The following is a 19,530-nucleotide window of genomic DNA, read 5'->3' as shown; positions in this document are numbered from 1 at the left end:
CGTCGATCTCACCCATCCGGTGGGCCCGAATACGCCGATGTGGCCGGGTAATCCGCCGTTCGCGATGGTTCCGGTGGCATGGCATGCGCTGGGCGGTTTCGACCAGAACACGATCGCGCTGTGGGAGCACACCGGAACCCATGTCGATGCGCCGCTGCGCCGCGCCTCCGGCGGGGTGTCGGCCGGCACCTTCTCGGTGCGTGATCTGGTGGCTCCACTCATCGTGATCGACATCAGCGCGAAGGCGGCGTTCGACGTCGACGCGACGGTCACGATCGACGACATCGATGCGTTCGAGCGAATCTACGGCCGCATTCCACCCCGGGCCTTCGTCGCCATGTTCTCCGGGTGGGAACGCCGCCTCGCCCATCCGGCGGCCTTCGTCAACCTCGACGTCCAGGGCACCCCGCATGCGCCCGGCTTCTGCGCCGAGGCCGCGGATTACCTTGTGCGCCAGCGCGATATCGTCGGCGCGGGGGTGGATACACTCAGCCTCGACCACGCGGCCGATCCCGACTACGGCGCACACACCGCCTTCCTCGGCGGCGGTCGCTACGGCGTGGAGATGGTGGCCAATCTCGGCTCGGTCCCGCCGACCGGTGCCACCGTCGTGGTCGGCGCGCCCGAACACATCGGCGGTACGGGCCGACCGTGCCGAATGCTCGCCTACACCTGAGGCTCGGCATCCCGCCTGCTCGAATCGCCTCAGCCGGTGACCGGATGCACCTCCAGGGCGCACGTGTCGATGGTGGTGTGCACCGTGCGTGTGTCGGTCGAATCGGGAGCTGTCACATCGAGACTCGTGTACAGCGGGCAGTCCTCGCCGGCCGGGCCCATCGCGGAGCCTTCCACGACCGCGCGGGCGGGGCGACCGGGCAGCACCGTGACGACGGGTGGAGTGTCGTCGTCGCGGGGAAGGCCACCCATGTATCCGCGCGGGGTGCGTCGGGCGTGCAGCACCGGGCCGCCCTCGTCGGTGTCGACGCCGGGATAGCCGCCGATCGTGCAGGGCGGGGTGTCGGCGGCGAGGGCGAAGCTCAGTTCGACGCCGCGATGCATCATCCCCGGCGAGAGGGTGTGGGCGGTGATGTCCAGCTGGCGTGGCCGGCACGCCGCGACGGCCGCCGTGGTGGTGGGCCCCGGTGTGGAGGTGGGCTGCGGCGAAGGCGACTGCGCGGCAGGCGTTTCGGTGGCCGGTCGCGCGGAGGGTGCGGTCCCGGAGTCGCGTTGCGCACAACCGGCGAGGGTGGTGGCGGCGGTCGCGCCGAGCACCACCACCGCAGCCGTCCGATATCCGTATCTGCCGAATCTCACCTCGACTCCTTCCGACCGCACGCATGCGCGCTCAGTTCACCGCTACCTCCAGCACTACCCCCGCCGCCGGCGCGCCCTCCGCATCGGTCCAGCTCACCCGGACCCACCCGGGCGCGGAGACGGCCGACTGCGAGGGAACCCGATTGACGCGCACCGCGTTCGGCGTTTCCGGATCGGCGGCGGACACCTCGACGGTGCGGTGAGCAGTTCTAGTTTGCCGGGCGCGAGGGTGGTGCGGTGAACGACAACCATGTCCCGACCCTAATCCGCGGCCCGGACGGGGGTCTGCGCGCGCGGTCCGAGCAGACCGCGCACCCCCACCTGGTCGCCGCCGCGTTCGGGACGGCGGACGCGGACGGCCATGCGGATCTCCATCGCGCCGAGCAGGATCAGGCAGACGCCGACCAGAACCGACAGGGCCGCGACGGTGTCGATCGGCCACACCAGCACGAGGAGTCCGGCCAGCAGTGTGGCCAGGCCGTAGCCCTCGCGCCGGCCCGGCTTCGGCAGGTCCTCCGACCAGGCCGCGACGATCGCCTGCACGATGCCGCGGATCATCCATCCCATGCCGACCCACATCGCCAGCAACGCCACCCAGTCACCGCTGCGCATGCACCACAGCGCCAGCAGCACCGACAGGGCCCCGGTCCCGAATTCCAGCGCCTTGAGCCCGCCGCGGATGCGCGCGCGGAAGGCGACCGTGAACTGCCAGGCGGCGGTCAGCAGCAGGGTCGTTCCGAGCAATAGTTCCGCTACCGGAACGGACTTATCGGGCCAAACGAGCAGAATCACCCCGACGGTGATCGACGCACAGCCGATCGCGCACGCCAGGTGCCAGGCATCACCAGCGAAGACATCCCTGCGTCCGGCCGCTCGGAAGGTGGGCATGGCCCCGATGATATGGCCCCGGACGGTGCACCCTGCGCAATTTCCCGGGTTCGGCCCGGCCGATCCAGCTATCGGACAGCCGCCCACTGCTCATGGAACATGTGTGGTCCGGTAACGGTTACCGGGCTACCGTGGGGTGGATATCGGATCTCGCACCGCCGCGGACCGTCGGGAGGTAGCCCCATGACCACTGTGTTCCCGCCGGGTCCCCGGCTGCCGCGGGTGGCGCAGACGCTGTTGCACGCGAAGTGGCGGGGCTGGTTCGCCGGGGTGGCCTCGCGCCGCTACGGCGATGTCTACACGATGCGCATGATCGCACCGTATGCCGAGAATCTGGTGGTGTTCTCGCGTCCGGAACACATCCGCGAGATCTTCGCCGGCGCCCCGGCGGATCTGCATGCCGGCGAAGGCAATCGGGTGCTGGAGCCGGTGATGGGACAGCATTCGCTGTTGCTCACCGACGAGGACGAGCACGCGCGAGCCCGCCGGCTGCTGATGCCGGCGTTCACCGGCTCGGCGCTGCGCGGCTACCGCGACCTGGTCGAGGCTATCGCCAAACACCACATCGACCAGTGGCAGCCGGATACCACGCTGGTGACGCTGCCACGGATGAACGAACTGACACTCGATGTGATCATGCAGGTGGTGTTCGGCATCAGCGAGCAGCGCGGACGTGCCGAGCTCGCGCCGCGGCTGCGGTACCTGGTCGATGTCGGCCCGCTGATCTTCCTGGGCTGGAAATGGCATCGGCTGCAGCGTTTCGGCCCGTGGAAGCGATTCGCCGACAACAAGAATGCGATCGACGCGCTGCTGTACGAGGAGATCGCGCGCCGGCGCGACGAGGCGGATCCCGGTGAGCGCGCCGACGTGCTGGCCCGGTTGCTCGCGGTGGGCGCGGAGGCCGGCGACGAGCCGCTCTCGGATGCCGAACTGCGCGATCAGTTGGTGACCCTGCTGCTGGCCGGGCACGAAACCACCGCGTCGGCGCTGTCGTGGGCGATGTTCGAATTGGCCGCCCATCCCGAGGTGCAGCAGCGGGCGCGCCGCGCGGCCGCCGAGGGCGACGACAAATATCTGGAAGCGGTGCTCAAGGAGGCGATGCGCCGCCATCCGGTCATCGGCGGCACACTGCGCCGGCTCACGCGCGAGACGACGATCGGCGGGTACACCCTGCCCCGCGGCACCGTCGTGCAGACCTCGATCGTGCTGGCGCATGCGAATCCGGACAATCATCCCGAACCCGAAAGCTTCCGTCCCGAACGCTTTCTCGACGGCAGTGTGGCAGCCAACACCTGGCTGCCGTTCGGTGGCGGTGTGCGTCGCTGTATCGGCGCCGGATTCTCACTCATGGAGGGCACGGCGGTGCTGTCGGAAGTGCTGGGCCGATTCGCCCTGGCGCCCGTGCGCACCCATGAACGCGGCCGCATCCGCAACATCACCAATGTGCCCGCCCACGGTGCGCCGGTGCTGCTGCGACCGCATCCGGGCACGCTCTGATCCACGCGACCGATCCCACAGCGCCGATCCCGCGGCACTCCGGCCCGCTACTGCACTCGTTCCCAGCCGCGCGGCGGCCGGTGCGCCCCGAGCGACACGTCCCGACTGCGATACACCAGATAGGGCCGCGTCAGATAGCCGACGGGCGCCGAGAACACGTGGACGAGCCGGCTGAACGGCCAGAACGCGAACAACGCACAGGCCGAGAGGGCGTGCAGCTGGAAGCCCAGCGGCGCCGCGGCCATCAGTTCGGGGTGCGGATCGAGGTAGAACAGCGACCGGAACCACGGCGAGACGTCGGTGCGGTAGTTGTGCGGATTGCCGGTCGCATTGCCGTAGACGGTCGCGGCGAGCCCGAGCACCAGAGTCACGCCCAGCAGCACGTACATGATCTTGTCGTTGCGGGTGGTCGCGGAGAACACCGAACCGACGGTGCGGCGGCGGTAGATCAGGATGGCCAGCCCGGCCACGGTCGCGATGCCGGCGACAGCGCCGAGGCTGAACGACACGATGTGATAGGCGTTTTCGCCGATACCGACCGCCTCGGTCCACGACTGCGGGATCACCAGACCCAGGACGTGACCGAGAAAGACGAACACGATGCCGTAGTGGAACAGCGGGCTGCCCAGCCGCAGCAGCCGGTTCTCGTACAGCTGCGAGGAGCGGGTGGTCCAGCCGAATTTGTCGTAGCGGTAGCGCCAGATCAGGCCCACCACGCAGATCGCCAGCGCCGCATACGGCACCGCCACCCACAGCAGCACATCGGTCGCGCTCACGGTCATCGGCGGCCTCCGATCGGCGTCGGCATGTAGGTGGGCGGTGCGAACGGTTCGGTGCCGACCTCCTCACCGGGCGGACCGGCGGCGATGAGCCTCGCGACGGCCTCGCTGTCGGTGCCACGCAGCGGCGGCAGGGTGGCCGAGACCGAATCCAGGACCCCGGCCCAGGGGGATCCGTACTCGCGCAGGGCTGCTCGCATCACCTCCACACCGGCGCGATGGTCGGTGAGTACCCGCAGGCCGGCTTCCGGTTCGGTGGCGGCGAATTCGAGTACGACCGCCAGATGGTCGGGAAGTTCCGCGTCGTCGAGTTGCCACCCGGCGCGCCGGTAGAGCTGCTTGAGGCGCAGCAACGCCATCCCCCGTTTACGGGTGTCGCCGTGGGAGAAATAGGTGAGATAGGGACTGAACCGTTTGCGGTGGTCGAAGGTGTCGACGTATTCGCCGCCCAGCAACATCGGCGGAGTACTCGCGAGGTGGGACAGCAGCGGACGCACGGGTGCGCCGACTGCCACCGGCAGCGCCGCCGTGGCCCGGGTGAGCAGCGGCAGCGAATCCAGCAGCGCCGCATCGGGATAGCCGAGCAGCAGCGATTGGATCTGCCACGCGGCGCAGCGTGTCGTCGTGCGGGTCATGTGCGGTGCCTCCCGCCTCGGCGCCGCGGTAACAGGCCTTCCGGCCGCCCGCGTCCGTCCCAGTTGAGCAGGTTCACCCGGGTCGGTTCGGAGGTGGGCGCGTCGGCGGTCTGGCGGTCCTGCAACATGCGGAAGTTCTCCACCGCAACGGGTGTCGGGCCACCGGAGCTCTCGCCGAAGGGACCCCAGCCGCCCATTCCCGGGCCGCCGTCGCGATCCAGATCGCATTCGGTGGCCAGTTCCTCGAGACCGTGTGCCTGTTCGGCATGCGCCGTGGGAATGACGTAGCGCTGCTCGTATTTCGCGAGCGCCAGCAGCCGATACATGTCGTAGAGCTGTTCCTCGGACATGTCGACGGCGGCGGCGATCTCCGGGCGCGGCGGACGGCCGAGGTTGATATCGCGCATATAGCTGCGCATCGCGGCCATGCGCCGCAGGACCGCCTCGACCGGCGCGGTGTCGCCCGCGGTGAACAGCTGCGCCAGATAGTCGACCGGGATGCGCAAGGCCTCGATCGCCGCGAAGAGGTTGCCGTGGTCCTCGGCGTCGTGGCCGGTATCGCGCAGCGCGTCCACCACCGGCGACAGCGGCGGGATGTACCAGACCATCGGCACCGTGCGGTATTCCGGATGCAGCGGCAGCGCGACCCGATAGGCGCGGATCAGCGCGTACACCGGGGAACGCTGCGCGGCCTGGACCCAGTCGCGCGGAATTCCGGCGCGTTCACATGCCGCGATCACCTGCGGATCGAACGGATCGAGAAAGGCGTCGCGTTGTGCGGCGTACAGGTCGCGTTCGTCGGGGGTGGCCGCGATATCGGTGACGGTATCGGCGTCGTAGAGCAGCACGCCTATATAGCGCAGCCGCCCCACACAGGTTTCCGCGCACACCGTCGGCAGGCCGACCTCGAGCCGCGGGAAACAGAAGGTGCACTTCTCCGCCTTGCCGGTGCGGTGGTTGAAATACACCTTCTTGTACGGGCATCCCGACACGCACATGCGCCAGCCGCGGCAGCGGTCCTGATCGACCAGCACGATGCCGTCCTCGGCGCGCTTGTAGATCGCCCCTGACGGACAGGCCGCCATACAAGCCGGGTTGAGGCAGTGTTCGCAGATGCGCGGCAGATAGAACATGAAGGTCTGCTCGAACTCGAATCTGACCTTGTCGCCGACCTTTTCCAGCAGCGGGTCGGCCGCCGCGAGTTCGGGGGCGCCGGCCAGATTGTCGTCCCAGTTGGCCGACCAGGTGATGGCGGTATCGCGGCCGGTGATCAGCGAACGCGGCCGCGCCACCGGCGGATGGCGTTGCAACGGAGCGGTGGTCAGCGTGTCGTAGTCGTAGGTCCACGGCTCGTAGTAGTCGGACAGTTCGGGCAGGGTCGGATTGTCGAAGATCGTGAACAGTGTCCGCATGCGGCCGCCGCGCCGCAGCCGCAACCGGCCCTTGCGGTCGAGAACCCAGCCTCCCTTCCAGCGGCTCTGATTCTCGTAGGTGCGCGGATACCCCTGTCCCGGGCGGGTTTCCACGTTGTTGAACCAGACGTATTCGACTCCGGCACGGTTGGTCCAGGTTTGTTTGCAGGTCACCGAGCAGGTGTGGCAGCCGATGCATTTGTCGAGATTCATCACCATCGCCAGTTGCGCCATGGGCCTCATCGGTAGGTCACCTCCTGGCCGCGGCGGCGGATCACGGTCACCTCGTCGCGTTGATTGCCGGTCGGGCCGAGATAGTTGAACGCGAAGGACAATTGCGCATAGCCGCCGATGAGATGGGTGGGCTTGATCAGCAGCCTGGTGAGCGAATTGTGGATGCCGCCACGCTTGCCGGAAGTTTCGGCCAGCGGTACATCGATCAATCGGTCCTGCGCGTGATGCATGTAGACCGTGCCTTCCGGCATGCGATGCGAGACGACGGCGCGGGCCACCACGACGCCGTTGCGGTTGACCGCCTCGATCCATTCGTTGTCGCGCACACCGAGTTTCGCCGCGTCGCGATCGGAGATCCAGATCGTCGGACCGCCGCGCGACAGGCTCAGCATCAACAGGTTGTCCTGATATTCGGAGTGAATGGACCACTTCGAATGGGGAGTCAGATAACGCAGCGACAATCCGCGCTCTCCCTGCTCCCCCAGTCCGGGTTCATCGAACAGGGCCGACATGTCCAGCGGCGGCCGGAAGACCGGCATTTGCTCGCCGACCTCGGCCATCCAGTCGTGATCGAGATAGAAATGCTGGCGTCCGGTGAGGGTGTGCCACGGTTTCGCGCGTTCGACATTGACGGTGAACGGCGAATATCGCCGCCCGCCGCTTTCGGATCCCGACCATTCCGGTGAGGTGATCACCGGCACCAGCGCGACCTGGGTGTCGGCGAAGGTGATGCGCTTGCCTGCGTGTTCGGCGGCCAGATCGGCCAGCGGGGTCCCGGTGCGCTGCTCGAGGGTGCGAAAGCCCTGCACCGCGAGCCGTCCGTTGGTGGTGCCGGACAACGCCAGGATCGCCTCGCAGGCGTCGATATCGCGTTCGAGGCTGGGGCGCCCGGCGGCCGGTCCGCCGCGCACGATGCCGTTGCGCGCCGCCAGGTCCGACACCTCCTGACCCACGTCGAAGGTGACGCCTTTGGTGGCCGCGCCGAGCCGGTCGACCAGCGGCCCCAGCGCGCCCATTTTCGCGCGCACCGCCCCGTAGTCGCGTTCGACGACGGTCAGTCGCGGCATCGTCAGACCCGGAACGGGTTGGCACGCACCGGTTTTCCAGTCCCGCACCGCACCGCGCGGGGTGGCGAGTTCGTCGGGGGTGTCGTGCAGCAAGGGTGTCGCGACGATATCGGTGCGCACCCCGAGGTGGCGCCGCGCCAGGCGGCTGAATTCGGCGCCGATGCTCAGGAAGGCGTCCCAGTCGGTGCGGGTCTGCCACGGCGGTGCGATCGCCGGGCTGAACGAATGCACGAACGGGTGCATATCGGTGGAGGACAGATCGTATTTCTCGTACCAGGTCGCGGCCGGCAGCACCACATCGGAGTACATGGTGGTGCTGGTCATCCGGAAATCCAGGGTCAGCAGCAGATCCAGTTTCCCGGCCGGTGCCTGATCGTGCCACACCACGTCGCGCGGGCGCGCCTCCGGCGGGGCTTGCGCGGCGCGCAGCGAGGCGTCCGCGCCGAGCAGATGACGCAAAAAATATTCGTTGCCCTTGGCGGAGGAGCCGAGCAGATTGGATCGCCAGATCGACAGCACGCGCGGGAAGTTCGCCGGAGCGTCGGGATCCTCGCAGGCGAATCGCAGCTTGCCCGAGGTCAATTGGTCGACGATATGGTCCGCGGGTGCGCGGCCCGCTCGTTCGGCCTCGTCGGCCAGATCGAGGGGGTTGCGGTCGAAGGTCGGATAGGACGGTGTCCAGCCCATGCGGGCCGCCTGCGCGATGAGGTCGGCGGTGCTACGCCCGGACAGATCGCCCGGACCGGTGGTCGTGGTGAGGGTGTCGGCGGCGAACGGGTCGTAGCGGAACTGATCGGTGTGCAGGTACCAGTAGACGGTCTGGTTCATGTGCCGCGGCGGGCGAGTCCAGTCGGTCGCGTTGGCCACCGTCGCCCAGCCCGTGACGGGCCGGCACTTCTCCTGGCCCACGTAGTGCGCCCAGCCGCCCCCGTTGCGCCCCTGGCAGCCGGTCAGTGTGGTGAGCGCCAGGAAGGTGCGATACATGGTGTCGGAGTGGAACCAGTGGTTGGTGCCGGCGCCGAGGATGATCATCGAACGGCCCTGGGTCTGTTCGGCATTCGCGGCGAATTCGCGGCCGATGCGAGCCGCGGCGTCGGCCGGCACCCCGGTGATCGTCTCCTGCCACGCCGGTGTTCCGGGATGGGCGGCGTCGTCGTAGCCGGTGGGCCACTCCCCGGGCAGGCCCTCGCGCCGCACGCCGTAGCGGGCCAGCATCAGATCGAACACCGTGGTGACGAGATGGCCGCCGACCGTGCGCACCGGAACGCCTCGTCGCACGACGGCGGCGGCGCCGTTGGCGGTGTCGAAGCGAGGCAGTTCCACCACCACCGCCCTGTCGCCGGCGGCCGACAGCGCCGGCTCCACACCGCCCAACTCCAGATTCCAGCGTCCGGCGCCTTCGGCGCCGTAGCGGAATCCGAGAGATCCGTTGGGCACCACCGGGTTTCCCTGCCGGTCCAGCAGGACGGTCTTGAATTCGGCGTGTTCGGTGCGGGCGAAGTCGTCGAGATCGGCGGCGGTGAGGAATTTGCCGGGGCGGTGCACGCCGTCGCGTTCCTCCAGCCGCACCAGGAACGGCAGATCGGTGAACCGGCGCACGTAGTCCTCGAAATACGGCACCTGCCCGTCGACGAAGAACTCCCGCAGGATCACATGGCCCATCGCCATGGCCAGCGCGGCGTCGGTGCCCGGATGCGGGGCGAGCCATTCGTCGGCGAATTTGACGTTGTCGGCGTAGTCGGGCGCGATCGCGATCACCTTCTGGCCGCGATAGCGCGCCTCGGTCATCCAGTGCGCATCCGGGGTGCGGGTCACCGGGACGTTCGAACCCCACATCATGAGGTAGCCCGCGTCCCACCAGTCTCCGGACTCGGGCACATCGGTCTGGTCGCCGAAGACCTGCGGGGAGGCGACGGGCAGATCGGCGTAGAAGTCGTAGAACGACAGCATCGACCCGCCGATCAGCGAGATGAACCGCGCACCGGCCGCGAACGACACCATCGACATCGCGGGAATCGGCGAAAATCCCGCGACCCGGTCGGGTCCGAAGCTTTTGATGGTGTGCACATGGGCGGCGGCCACCAACTCGACCGCCTCCTCCCAGCCGGCGCGGACCAGTCCGCCGCGACCGCGGGCGCTCTTGTAGCGCCGCGCCGCCTCGGGGTCGGAGACGATCGATTCCCAGGCGGTGACCGGATCGCCGGTGCGCGCCTTGGCTTCCCGATACATCTCGAGCAGCACACCGCGGATGTACGGGTAGCGGATGCGGGTGGGTGAATAGGTGTACCAGGAGAACGCCGCACCGCGCGGGCAGCCGCGGGGCTCGTACTCGGGGCGGTCGGGACCGACGGACGGATAGTCGGTGGCCTGGGTTTCCCAGGTGATGATGCCGTCCTTGACATACACCTTCCACGAACAGGATCCGGTGCAGTTGACGCCGTGCGTGGAGCGCACCACCTTGTCGTGGGCCCAGCGTTCGCGATAGAACTCGTCGGCCTGGCGGCCGCCGCGCACGTATTCGGTACGCAGATCCGCGGAGACGGTGGCGCGGGTGAAGAACCGCCTACTGCGAATCAGCGCCGCCGTCACTTCGGAATCCAGGGCCGCGCCGTCCCCGCGTGCGGTACGTGCCATCTGCCCGCCTCTCGCCCGGATCGCGGCGTCCCGCGCGATCGCCTCACCCCGTCACACGAACACTGGCACCGTAATCGCTAATCATTGGCAATCGTCGTATTTCGGCGACAACGAATACGGAGTCGAAATCGGTGACGAGCAGCGATCACCCAGCATGCCGTGCCGTCGCGCACCCGGGCGCGGGACGTTTCGGCGCGGAGTCCACAATCGGCAGTGGACCGCACTCGCCGACAGAGAGGTGATCGCTCGTGAAGGTATTCCAGATCGGCGCGGCGGGCGGCGTGGGCCGCCGCCTCGCGCAACGGCTCGCGGACCGCGGTGACCAGGTCACCGGTATGCATCGCAATCCCGAACAGGCCGAGACCGTCGCGGCGACCGGGGCGACGCCGGTGACCGGCGATCTGATCCACGACACGGTGGAGGAATTGGCGGCCGAGATCGCCGGGCACGACGCGGTGGTGTTCTCCGCGGGCGCGCACGGCACCGGCCCCGACAAGACCACCGCCATCGACGGCGCCGGACTGGAGAAGGCCGCCGCGGCCGCCGCGCAGGCGGGCGTATCGCGCTTCGTGCTGGTGTCGGTATTCCCCGATGCCGGGCGCGACCGCGAAACCTCGGAAGGGTTCGAGCACTACATGCGGGTGAAGAAGTCCGCGGACGTCCATCTGACCCACACCGCGCTGGACTGGCTCATCGTGCGTCCGGGAACGCTGCTCGACGATCCGGGGTCCGGCACCGTCACCGCCGGCCTGGCCATCGAATACGGTTCGGTCTCCCGCGACGACGTCGCCGCGTTCATCGACGCGGCTCTGCACGAGCCGGCGCTGAACCGGGTCATCGTCGAGCTCACCGGCGGCAGCACTCCTGTCGCCGACGCGGTGGCCGAATTGGTGGCCGCGACCACCCCGCGCAAAACCATGTGACAGCCGACGCCGCCCGGCCTAGCGTTCTCGGGCATGTCGAGGATCGCGCCCGAGGTCACCGCCGGGGACCGGCTGGGTTCGGGCACGGGGTGCGCGGTGGTGTCGGCGGTGTCGTTCGCACTCTCGGGCCCCTTGGCGCGCGGCCTGATGAACGCCGGCTGGAGTTCCGCGGCGGTGGTGATCGTGCGCGTCCTGGTCGGCGCCGCGGCACTCGTACCGATCGCGGCCGTCGAACTGCGCAACAACTGGAAGTCGGTGCGCGGCAACGCGGCTCTGATCCTCGGCTACGGGCTGGTGGCGATCGCCGGAGTGCAACTGGCGTATTTCACCGCCGTATCGCGTCTGGCGGTGGGGATGGCGTTGCTGATCCAGTACACCTCGCCGATCGCGGTGGTCGGTTGGTTGTGGCTGCGTCGCCGGCAACGTCCGGCCGGGCCGACGGTGGCCGGGGCTTTCCTCGGCCTCACCGGGTTGTTCTTCGTGATCGATCTGCGGTCGGGCGCGGCCACCGACTGGATCGGCATCTGCTGGGCGCTGCTGGCCATGGCCTGCGGGGTGGTGTACTTCCTGCTCTCGGCGCACGGCCACGGCACCTTGCCGGGAACCGTCCTGGCCACCGGTGGGCTGCTCGTCGGCGGACTCGGACTGCTCGCCGCCGGAGCGACGGGCGTCCTTCCGCTGCGAGCCACCGCGAATCCCGTTGTGTATCAGGGTGTCACGATGCCGTGGTGGCTGCCGATCGCGATCCTCGGCACCGTGACCGCTGCCCTCGCCTACGTCGCCGGCATCGCCGCCACCCGCCTGCTCGGCTCCCGGGCGGCGGCGTTCACGGGGCTGCTCGAAGTGGTGGCGGCCCTGATCGTCGCGTGGGCACTGCTCGGTGAGGCCCCGCACCCCGCCCAGTTGCTCGGCGGCGTGCTGGTCCTCACCGGCGTGCTCATCGTGCGCCGCGGCGAGGCGGCCGTATCTACACCGATCAGTCGGTGAGCCGCTGCTCGGCGTAGACGGCCATGGCGTCGCGCTGGTATTCGGCCAATCCGGACGCGATCCGCTCGTAGTTCGCCTTGAACCGTTCGTCGTCGACATACATCTGGCCGAGGCAGGTGTACGCGCTCCGGTTCGGGGTCCAGAAACGGCGGATCCCCTCGTACTGAGCGTGGATTTCGGCCTGTACCGCCGCATCCTCGACCGGTGTTCCGGCGGCCATGAATTCGGCCATCCGGATCATCGCGGCGGTCAGTTCCCGCTGCATGCGCTCGACGTCCTCGGCGGTCATATCGGCGGTCGCCTGCCGCGACTGCTCGAACTGTTCGGGCCAGCGCTCCCTGGCCTCGTCGTCGTACTGCGTGTGATCGAAGCCCGCGAACAGATTTTCCGGGCGGTTGATCTGCACTGACATCTCCTTGTTCCCTTCGAGTTCGGCGATGGTGCGCGCCACGGTCTCGGCCATCCGTCCCAGCCGGTCGCGTTCGGCGAGCAGCCGGGCGTACTGGCGTTTGAGCGCCGCCAGCGTGTCCGGTTCGGAGTCGACCGCCTCGGCGATCTCGGCGAGACCGAGCCCCAGCTCGCGCAGCACGAGGATTTGCTGCAGCCGCAACAGACTCTGCTCGTCGTAGTAGCGATAGCCGTTGCTGCCCACATGAGCCGGGGTGAGCAGAGCGATGTCGTCGTAGTGGCGCAAGGTGCGGGCGGTGACTCCCGACATCTTCGCCACCTCCGCGATCGACCAGCTCATGGTGCTTCCCATCTGTCCTGAGGCCGGTCGCTCCGGCCTCGTCTTCGACGGTAGAAGTTGCCGTAACGTGAAGGTCAAGCCGAAAATTCGGCGGCCGGGCGCAGCCCGAGCAGGGTTTCGGCGATCTGCCGCATCTCGGCGAGATACCGGGCGCGTTCGGGCGCCGGATCGGCCCGGCGGGCGAGCATGCCGCTGGTCAGCGCATAGCCGACTGTTTCGGCGACCACGCGAACCGGCGCCGCGGGGGTGACGGTCCCGGCACGGTGTTCCCGGTCCAGGTAGCGGGCGAAGCGGCGGATCGGACGTTCGGAGATTTCGGCGGCCAGCTCGCCGATCTCGGGGTCGACGGCGCCGCGCTCTTCGATCAACCGCAGCAGCGGGCCGGCGTGCAGGACCGCCTCGGCGAACGATTCTATGGTGGCGCGCAACATCTCTCGCGGATCGGAATCGGCCAGTTCGGGTTCCTGGGCGGCGAGGAATTCGTCGCGAACCCGGGTGGCGAGCGCGTGGAAGATCTCGTCCTTCGAGGCGAAGTAGACATACAGCGTCGCGCGGGAGACACCGGCCCGGGCGGTGATCGCGGCCACCGTCGTCGCCGCGTAGCCGCGTTCGATGAAAACGTCGGCCGCGGCATCGAGCAGGGCCCGATGCCGGTCGGTATCCGAGCGCTCCCGGGCCGCTCGCACACTCCACGACGAGGTCATACCGTCCAGCATATTGACGTTGACGTCAATGTCAATCAGACTGGCGGCATGCAGGTGGTGGTGGCGAACCGAGGTGAAGTGGCGGTCCGTGTGTTGCGTACAGCGCGAGAGCGCGGCTACGGCACGTGGGCGTTGTCGACGGCGGACGAGCCGGACGCGATGCCGGTGCGGCTGGCCGACGAGGCGGTCCGGTTGCCGGGCTCGGGCGCCGCGGCCTACCTCGACATCGACGCCATCGTCGCGGCCGCCGGCAGTGCGGGGCCGGGCGCGCTGGTACATCCGGGCTACGGATTCCTCAGCGAGAGCGCCGATTTCGCCGCCGCATGCGCGGCAGCGGGACTGGTGTTCGCCGGGCCGGCTCCGGAGGTACTGCGGACCTTCGGCGACAAGGTGGCGGCCCGGCGTGCCGCGGAACAGGCCGGTGTCGCAGTGCTGCCCGCGACCGCCGGCGCCGCCGGACCCGAGCAGATCGAGGCCCTGCTCCTCGCCCACCCCGAGGGTGTGATGATCAAGGCGACGGCCGGTGGCGGCGGACGCGGGATGCGCGTGGTGCGCCGTCGCGAAGAACTGGCGCAGGCCTACGCACACTGCCGCGCCGAGGCTCGCGCGGGTTTCGGTGACGACACCGTCTACGCCGAGGCGTTGGTCGAACACGCCCGCCACATCGAGGTGCAGATCGTCGCCGACGGTTCGCGCGCGGTCGCGGTCGGCGATCGCGATTGCAGCGTGCAGCGGCGCCGCCAGAAGTTGATCGAGATCGCGCCCGCGCCCTCACTCGCGCCGGATATGCGCGAGCACCTGCATGCCGAGGCGGTACGGCTGGCCGAAACGGTCGGTTGTCGTGGCGTGATCACGGTCGAATTCCTGGTGCGCGGCGACACCGCGTGGTTCCTCGAGGTCAATCCGCGGCTGCAGGTCGAGCACACCGTCACCGAGGAGGTGACGGGCCTGGATCTGGTGGCCGTACAGTTCGACCTCGCTCAGGGCCACACACTGGACGATCTCGCGCTGTCGCACGCCTCCCGCGGATATGCGGTGCAGGTGCGCGTCAATGCCGAAATTCTCAGCGCGACAGGCGATGTGCTGCCCAGCACCGGCGTGCTCACCCGGTTCACTCCCCCGACCGGATCCGGTGTGCGCGTCGACACCGCCGCCTACAGCGGGATGCGTCAGGGCGCCGGCTTCGATTCACTGCTGGCCAAGATCATCGCCCGCGGACCGACCTGTCCGGCGGCGCTGCGGCGCGCCGCCGACGCGCTGGCCGAAACCACGATCGACGGCGTCGACACTACGGTCGCCCTGCAGCGCGCCGTCCTCGACGCCTTGCCCGGCGACACCACGGTCGACACGCTGTGGTTCGAACGCCACAGCGCCGAATTGGCGCGCCGGGCCGAGGAATCGGCTCCCCCGCCGACACCGCCCGCGGCCGGTGCCCCGGCCCTGGCGGAGCAGTTCGACGATGACGAACAAGTCTTGCGCTCACCCCTGGGTGGCACGGTGATCAGCGTGGTCGAACCGGGCACGGTGGTGGCCGCGGGCGCAGAGGTCGCCGTCGTGGAGGCGATGAAGATGCATCACGTGGTCCGCGCCGGACAGTCGTTGCGAGTGGTGCGGGTGCTGGCCGAACCCGCGACGGTGGTGGATCCGCATGCGGCACTGCTGGTGTGGGACGACGCGGACCACGACGGCGAACACGCCGACCTCACCGCCGTGGACCTCGACGCCGAACGCGAGGATCTCGCGGAGGTGCGGGCCCGCCACCGTGCCGGACTCGACGACGCACGCCCGGAGGCGGTGGCCAAGCGACACCGGCTGGGGCGTCGCACCGCCCGCGAGAACATCGCCGATCTGGTCGACGACGACAGTTTCGTCGAATACGGGGCGCTGGCGGTGGCGGCGCAGCGTTCCCGGCGCAGTATCGAGGATCTCATCGCGAATACGCCGGCCGACGGGCTCGTCGCGGGCGTGGCGACCGTCAACGCCGGACGATTCGGTCACGACCGCGCCCGGGCGGTGGTGATGTCCTACGACTACACGGTGCTGGCCGGTACCCAGGGCATGCGCAATCACGCCAAGACCGACCGCATGCTGGAACTGGCACGCGAACAACGACTTCCGGTGGTGTTCTTCACCGAGGGCGGCGGCGGACGGCCCGGCGACACCGATCACTCGGGTATCTCGGGCCTGGACGTGACGACTTTCCGTGCGATGGCCGCCCTCTCAGGCACGGTCCCGCTGATCGGCATCGTGTCCGGGCGCTGCTTCGCCGGAAATGCCGCGCTGCTCGGCATGTGCGATGTCGTCATCGCCACGCCGGACGCCAATATCGGCATGGGCGGGCCCGCGATGATCGAAGGCGGTGGCCTGGGGGTCTACGCACCGGAAGAGATCGGGCCCGTGCGGGTGCAGCGCCGCAACGGTGTGGTGCACATCGTCGCGGGCGACGAGGCCGAGGCGGTGGCGATCGCGCGTGACTACCTCGGATATTTCCAAGGGGCCCTCGACACGTGGGAGGAGCCGGACCCGCGGCTGGCCCGCCATGTGGTGCCGCAGGACCGGCTGCGCGCCTACGACATCCGCGCGGCCGTCGCCGCGGTCGCCGACACCGGTTCGGTCTTGGAATTACGCCGCGATTGGGGCGCGGGCGTGGTCACCGCGCTGATCCGCGTGGAGGGCAGGGCTTTCGGGCTCATCGCCAACGACTGCCATCACCTGGGCGGCGCCATCGACGCCCCGGCGGCCGACAAGCTCAGCGCCTTCCTGCGACTGTGCGACGCACACGGACTGCCCATCGTATCGCTGTGTGACACACCGGGTTTCATGGTCGGGCCGGAGGCCGAAACCCATGCCACCGTCACGAAGTTCAGCCGCCTGTTCATCGACGCGGCCGCCATGTCGGTGCCGTGGGGCACCTTCATTCTGCGCAAGGGCTACGGATTGGGTGCGCAGGCGATGGCGGCCGGATCGTTTCGCGCCCCGCGGTTCGTCATCGCGTGGCCCACCGGGGAAATCGGCGGAATGGGTCTGGAGGGAGCCGTACGGCTGGGGTTCGCGAAGGAACTCGCGGCGATCGAGGATCCGGTGCAGCGGGCCACCGCATTCGACAATCTGGTCGGCGCCGCCTACGAGAGCGGGAAGGCGCTCACCGCCGCGACGGTGCTCGAACTCGACGACGTCATCGATCCGGCGCAGACGCGCCGCTGGATCGGCACCCTGCGCTGACGCGCGGGTGCCGATCCCGGTGCGGCTCAGGCGGATTTGCGGGCCAGTCCGGCGACGATCAGTTGCTCCCACACGCTGAGTTCGCGGCCACTGCCGGAATCCTCGGCGGCCGAGCGCGGCCACCAGCGCGCGCACGGCTGCAGGCCCGGATCGATCAGTTCCAGGTCGCCGAACAGCGCCTCGATCTCGTCGTCGTTGCGCCAGCGACCGCGCCCGAAGGCGTCGAGCACCTTCCGCTCGGTGGTGTTGGTCTCGCGGTTGTGCCCGGAGCGGAAATGGGAGATGTAGACCTGACTGCCGGCCGGAACACGGTCGGCCCAGTCGCCGACCACACCGGCGGGATTCTCGTTGTCCTCCACGAAAGCCAGCACGACCCCGAACAGCAGGCCCACCGGCTCGTCGAAGTTGATCAGCCGCTGGACGTCGGCATGGTCGGCGATGTCGGAGACCTGGCACAGGTCACGACCCAGCACCGCGATCCGATCGTCGACCGACAGCAGCGCGCGGCCGTGGGCGACGACGAAGGGATCGTTGTCGACGTAGACGATCGGCGCGTCGGGATGCTGGCGGCGTACCACGTCGTGCACGTTCTCGGTGGTGGGCAGTCCGCATCCCAGATCGATGTATTGGCGAATTCCATTGGCGCACATGCTGCGTACGGCGCGCAGCGTGGCCGCGCGAGCGGTGATCGCGACCTGTTCGGAACCGGGCAGGAAGTCGATGAAGTAGTCCGCGAGGTTCTGGTCGACTCCGTAGTTGTCCCGTCCGCCGAGGATGTAGTCGTATACCCGTGCCACGCTCGGCCTTGCTTGCCGCGCTCGCATGGCGTCGTCGTTCACTTGTCACCTCTCGATTCCCACGACGCCCGTCGCAGCCGTGGCTGATTAGTTGTCGAGCATAGCGGTCGGCCCCCACCGAAGCCGACGATCGACTCGGTCTCGGCGTGGTTTCCAAGCCTGTCGCCGGTTGATTGCGTGATTGATCACCACGTCAGCGGGGATCGGCCATTTCTGGTGCGCCAGTGCCTGATTCGCTCTCCCGCGCGGTGCGCGTGCCGGTCCGCCGCGACAGTTCGGCGTCGAGTTGCGCCTCGGCCCGTTCGGCCCGGGCCAGGATCTGGCGGCGCGCGTCCTCGACCGCCGCGAGCCGGGCCGCGGTCTGCTGCGCGACGTGTTCTGCCGCCGCGGCGGCTTCGGCACGCACGGCGGCGATATCGTCGGCGGCACGCTGTCGTGCCGCATTCGCCTCCGCCCGCATCCGGTCGATCTCGCCGCGGGCGCGGGCCAATTCCGCCTTGGTCTCCTCCAGGGTCCGGTTTCGTTCCGCGACGGCCGATTCGGCGCGTTCGATGGCGCGTTCGGCGTCGGCGGCGCGCTGGACGGCCAGGTCGCGTTCGGCGCCGGCGGCGGTGATGCGCTGGGCACTGTCGCGACGCACCTGTTCGAGTTCCGCGGTGAACGTGGTGCGCGCCAATTCGATTTGCTCGGCGGCCTGCCGCCGCGCCTCGTCGACGTCGTGCGCGCACTGCGCGCGAACCGCGCGGATCTCGGCGTCGGCCTCGGTGCGTGCGGCGAATACATCGTCGGCCGCCTGTTTGCTGACGCGCTGCACTTCCCGTAGTGCGTCGTCGCGTGCGGTGAGTGCCTCCGCGATACGCGCTTCGGCCGTCTCGGCGGCCGCGGCGGCGTCTTCGGCCGCCGATTCCGCTGCGTCGCGGGCGTCTTCGGCCTCGCGCCGCGCCTTCTCCGCTGCCACGGTGGCGACCTCGGCCTCCGCGATGCGCCGCGCGGCATCGGCCTGCACGGCTTGGACCTGCGCCTCGGCCACCGAAGGGTCGGCCAGGGTCGACAATTCGGCCACGGCGACCGACAGCGTGTTGCTCAGCTGGTCGGCCAGAGTTCGGAACTGAGTGAGCATCTCGTCGGCTCGCAACCGGGCGGCGGTCACCGGACCTGGTTGCGTCACAGTGACGTTCGTCTCCGTCCCCTCACCCTCCTGCTGACGACGCTGTCGCTCCCGCCATGCCCGCCACCGCGTGTGTTCGGGATGGTCGCAATATTCCGACGGCCGTCCCGGAGTCCCGCCGCGAGTGATGGTGCGCGTACAGCCAGGGTAGTTACAGATGCTCGACACCAGGGAATCGTAGCGTTTGTTTCGTCATTACCAACGGAACGACACGAAACGAAAGCTGGCAAGCCCCAGCGGATTCCATATTTGGCTGACCTCCGATAAGTGAACCTTATCGGAGGTCAGCCCTGTACTTCGCTCTGAAACCTCCTCTGGCTATTACGTTTACGTTTGGTCGCGTCCAACTAAACGTAACTACAACGCAACACACCAAAAACTGTGCTCGGTGGTACGGCCGTACCAATTGACCCAGAGCTTGCACTCGGCCCCTGAAACACGCGGGGTCCCGGTAGAACTCGCGAACAAACAGTTCACCGAACACCCTGACCACGATGTGATCTGACGGTTGGAATCCTGTC

Annotated in this window: 15 protein-coding genes; 5 read left to right on the top strand and 10 right to left on the bottom strand. The window is 68.7% G+C overall.

The annotated features are described in order from the left end of the window. Positions 1-676 (top strand): cyclase family protein (locus NN2_RS33290; protein ID WP_063019014.1); only part of this gene is annotated, 676 nt, incomplete at its 5' end. A 29-nt stretch (positions 677-705) separates the two neighbouring features. Here the strand turns inward: NN2_RS33290 and NN2_RS38830 are convergent. Then, complete coding sequence (locus tag NN2_RS38830; RefSeq protein ID WP_227462853.1) at positions 706-1,314, bottom strand: DUF4232 domain-containing protein; 609 nt, start codon at positions 1,312-1,314, stop codon at positions 706-708. 261 nt (positions 1,315-1,575) lie between these two features. Further along, a complete protein-coding gene (locus NN2_RS33280; protein ID WP_063019012.1) occupies positions 1,576-2,202 on the bottom strand; it encodes a DUF308 domain-containing protein in 627 nt (208 codons plus the stop codon). A 183-nt stretch (positions 2,203-2,385) separates the two neighbouring features. On the opposite strand from NN2_RS33280, the gene NN2_RS33275 reads away from it, so the two are divergent. Continuing rightward, positions 2,386-3,699, top strand: coding sequence for a cytochrome P450 (locus NN2_RS33275; RefSeq protein ID WP_063019010.1), 1,314 nt, complete (start codon positions 2,386-2,388; stop codon positions 3,697-3,699). A 47-nt stretch (positions 3,700-3,746) separates the two neighbouring features. Here NN2_RS33275 and narI read toward each other — a convergent pair whose 3' ends face one another. From narI to NN2_RS33255, 4 genes are read right to left on the bottom strand one after another with little or no spacing between them, the layout of a single operon-like run. Further along, on the bottom strand, positions 3,747-4,481 hold the full coding sequence (gene narI / locus NN2_RS33270; RefSeq protein WP_030514424.1) for a respiratory nitrate reductase subunit gamma: 735 nt from the start codon (positions 4,479-4,481) through the stop codon (positions 3,747-3,749). After that, complete coding sequence (gene narJ / locus NN2_RS33265; RefSeq protein ID WP_063019008.1) at positions 4,478-5,113, bottom strand: nitrate reductase molybdenum cofactor assembly chaperone; 636 nt, start codon at positions 5,111-5,113, stop codon at positions 4,478-4,480. Before narJ ends, narI begins: the two co-directional genes overlap by 4 nt. Further along, the gene (narH, locus tag NN2_RS33260) at positions 5,110-6,768 is read right to left on the bottom strand and encodes a nitrate reductase subunit beta (protein ID WP_063019006.1); all 1,659 of its coding nucleotides are present in this window, start codon (positions 6,766-6,768) and stop codon (positions 5,110-5,112) included. The genes narJ and narH overlap by 4 nt, the downstream gene beginning before the upstream one ends. Next, positions 6,765-10,460 carry a nitrate reductase subunit alpha gene (locus NN2_RS33255; protein ID WP_174555044.1) on the bottom strand — a complete coding sequence of 1,232 codons (3,696 nt, stop codon included), beginning with the start codon at positions 10,458-10,460 and terminating at the stop codon, positions 6,765-6,767. The genes narH and NN2_RS33255 overlap by 4 nt, the downstream gene beginning before the upstream one ends. 248 nt (positions 10,461-10,708) lie before the next feature. Here NN2_RS33255 and NN2_RS33250 point away from each other — a divergent pair, with 248 nt between their 5' ends. Continuing rightward, on the top strand, positions 10,709-11,383 hold the full coding sequence (locus tag NN2_RS33250) for an SDR family oxidoreductase (RefSeq protein ID WP_063019004.1): 675 nt from the start codon (positions 10,709-10,711) through the stop codon (positions 11,381-11,383). Between the two features lie 33 nt (positions 11,384-11,416). After that, positions 11,417-12,370 carry an EamA family transporter gene (locus NN2_RS33245; protein ID WP_063019002.1) on the top strand — a complete coding sequence of 318 codons (954 nt, stop codon included), beginning with the start codon at positions 11,417-11,419 and terminating at the stop codon, positions 12,368-12,370. Here the strand turns inward: NN2_RS33245 and NN2_RS33240 are convergent. Beyond that, on the bottom strand, positions 12,360-13,118 hold the full coding sequence (locus NN2_RS33240) for a MerR family transcriptional regulator (protein WP_063019017.1): 759 nt from the start codon (positions 13,116-13,118) through the stop codon (positions 12,360-12,362). The two genes, NN2_RS33245 and NN2_RS33240, sit on opposite strands and share 11 nt — an antisense overlap. 74 nt (positions 13,119-13,192) lie before the next feature. Next, entirely contained in the window at positions 13,193-13,822 is a 630-nt protein-coding gene (locus tag NN2_RS33235) for a TetR/AcrR family transcriptional regulator (protein ID WP_063910942.1), read from the bottom strand. A 48-nt stretch (positions 13,823-13,870) separates the two neighbouring features. On the opposite strand from NN2_RS33235, the gene NN2_RS33230 reads away from it, so the two are divergent. Continuing rightward, entirely contained in the window at positions 13,871-17,044 is a 3,174-nt protein-coding gene (locus tag NN2_RS33230) for a carboxyl transferase domain-containing protein (RefSeq protein ID WP_063018996.1), read from the top strand. 26 nt (positions 17,045-17,070) lie between these two features. Here NN2_RS33230 and NN2_RS33225 read toward each other — a convergent pair whose 3' ends face one another. Beyond that, entirely contained in the window at positions 17,071-17,883 is an 813-nt protein-coding gene (locus NN2_RS33225; protein WP_218022094.1) for an SAM-dependent methyltransferase, read from the bottom strand. A 151-nt stretch (positions 17,884-18,034) separates the two neighbouring features. Beyond that, positions 18,035-19,009: a coiled-coil domain-containing protein gene (locus tag NN2_RS33220; protein ID WP_063018994.1), complete on the bottom strand. Its 975-nt coding sequence runs from the start codon at positions 19,007-19,009 to the stop codon at positions 18,035-18,037. Positions 19,010-19,530: the final 521 nt, after the last annotated feature.

This window comes from Nocardia nova NBRC 15556 (assembly GCF_001613005.1).
Classification (GTDB): Bacteria; Actinomycetota; Actinomycetes; order Mycobacteriales; family Mycobacteriaceae; genus Nocardia; species Nocardia nova.
The sequence above is the reverse complement of the archived record's forward strand: the minus strand, read 5'-3'. Positions and strand labels throughout refer to the sequence as shown.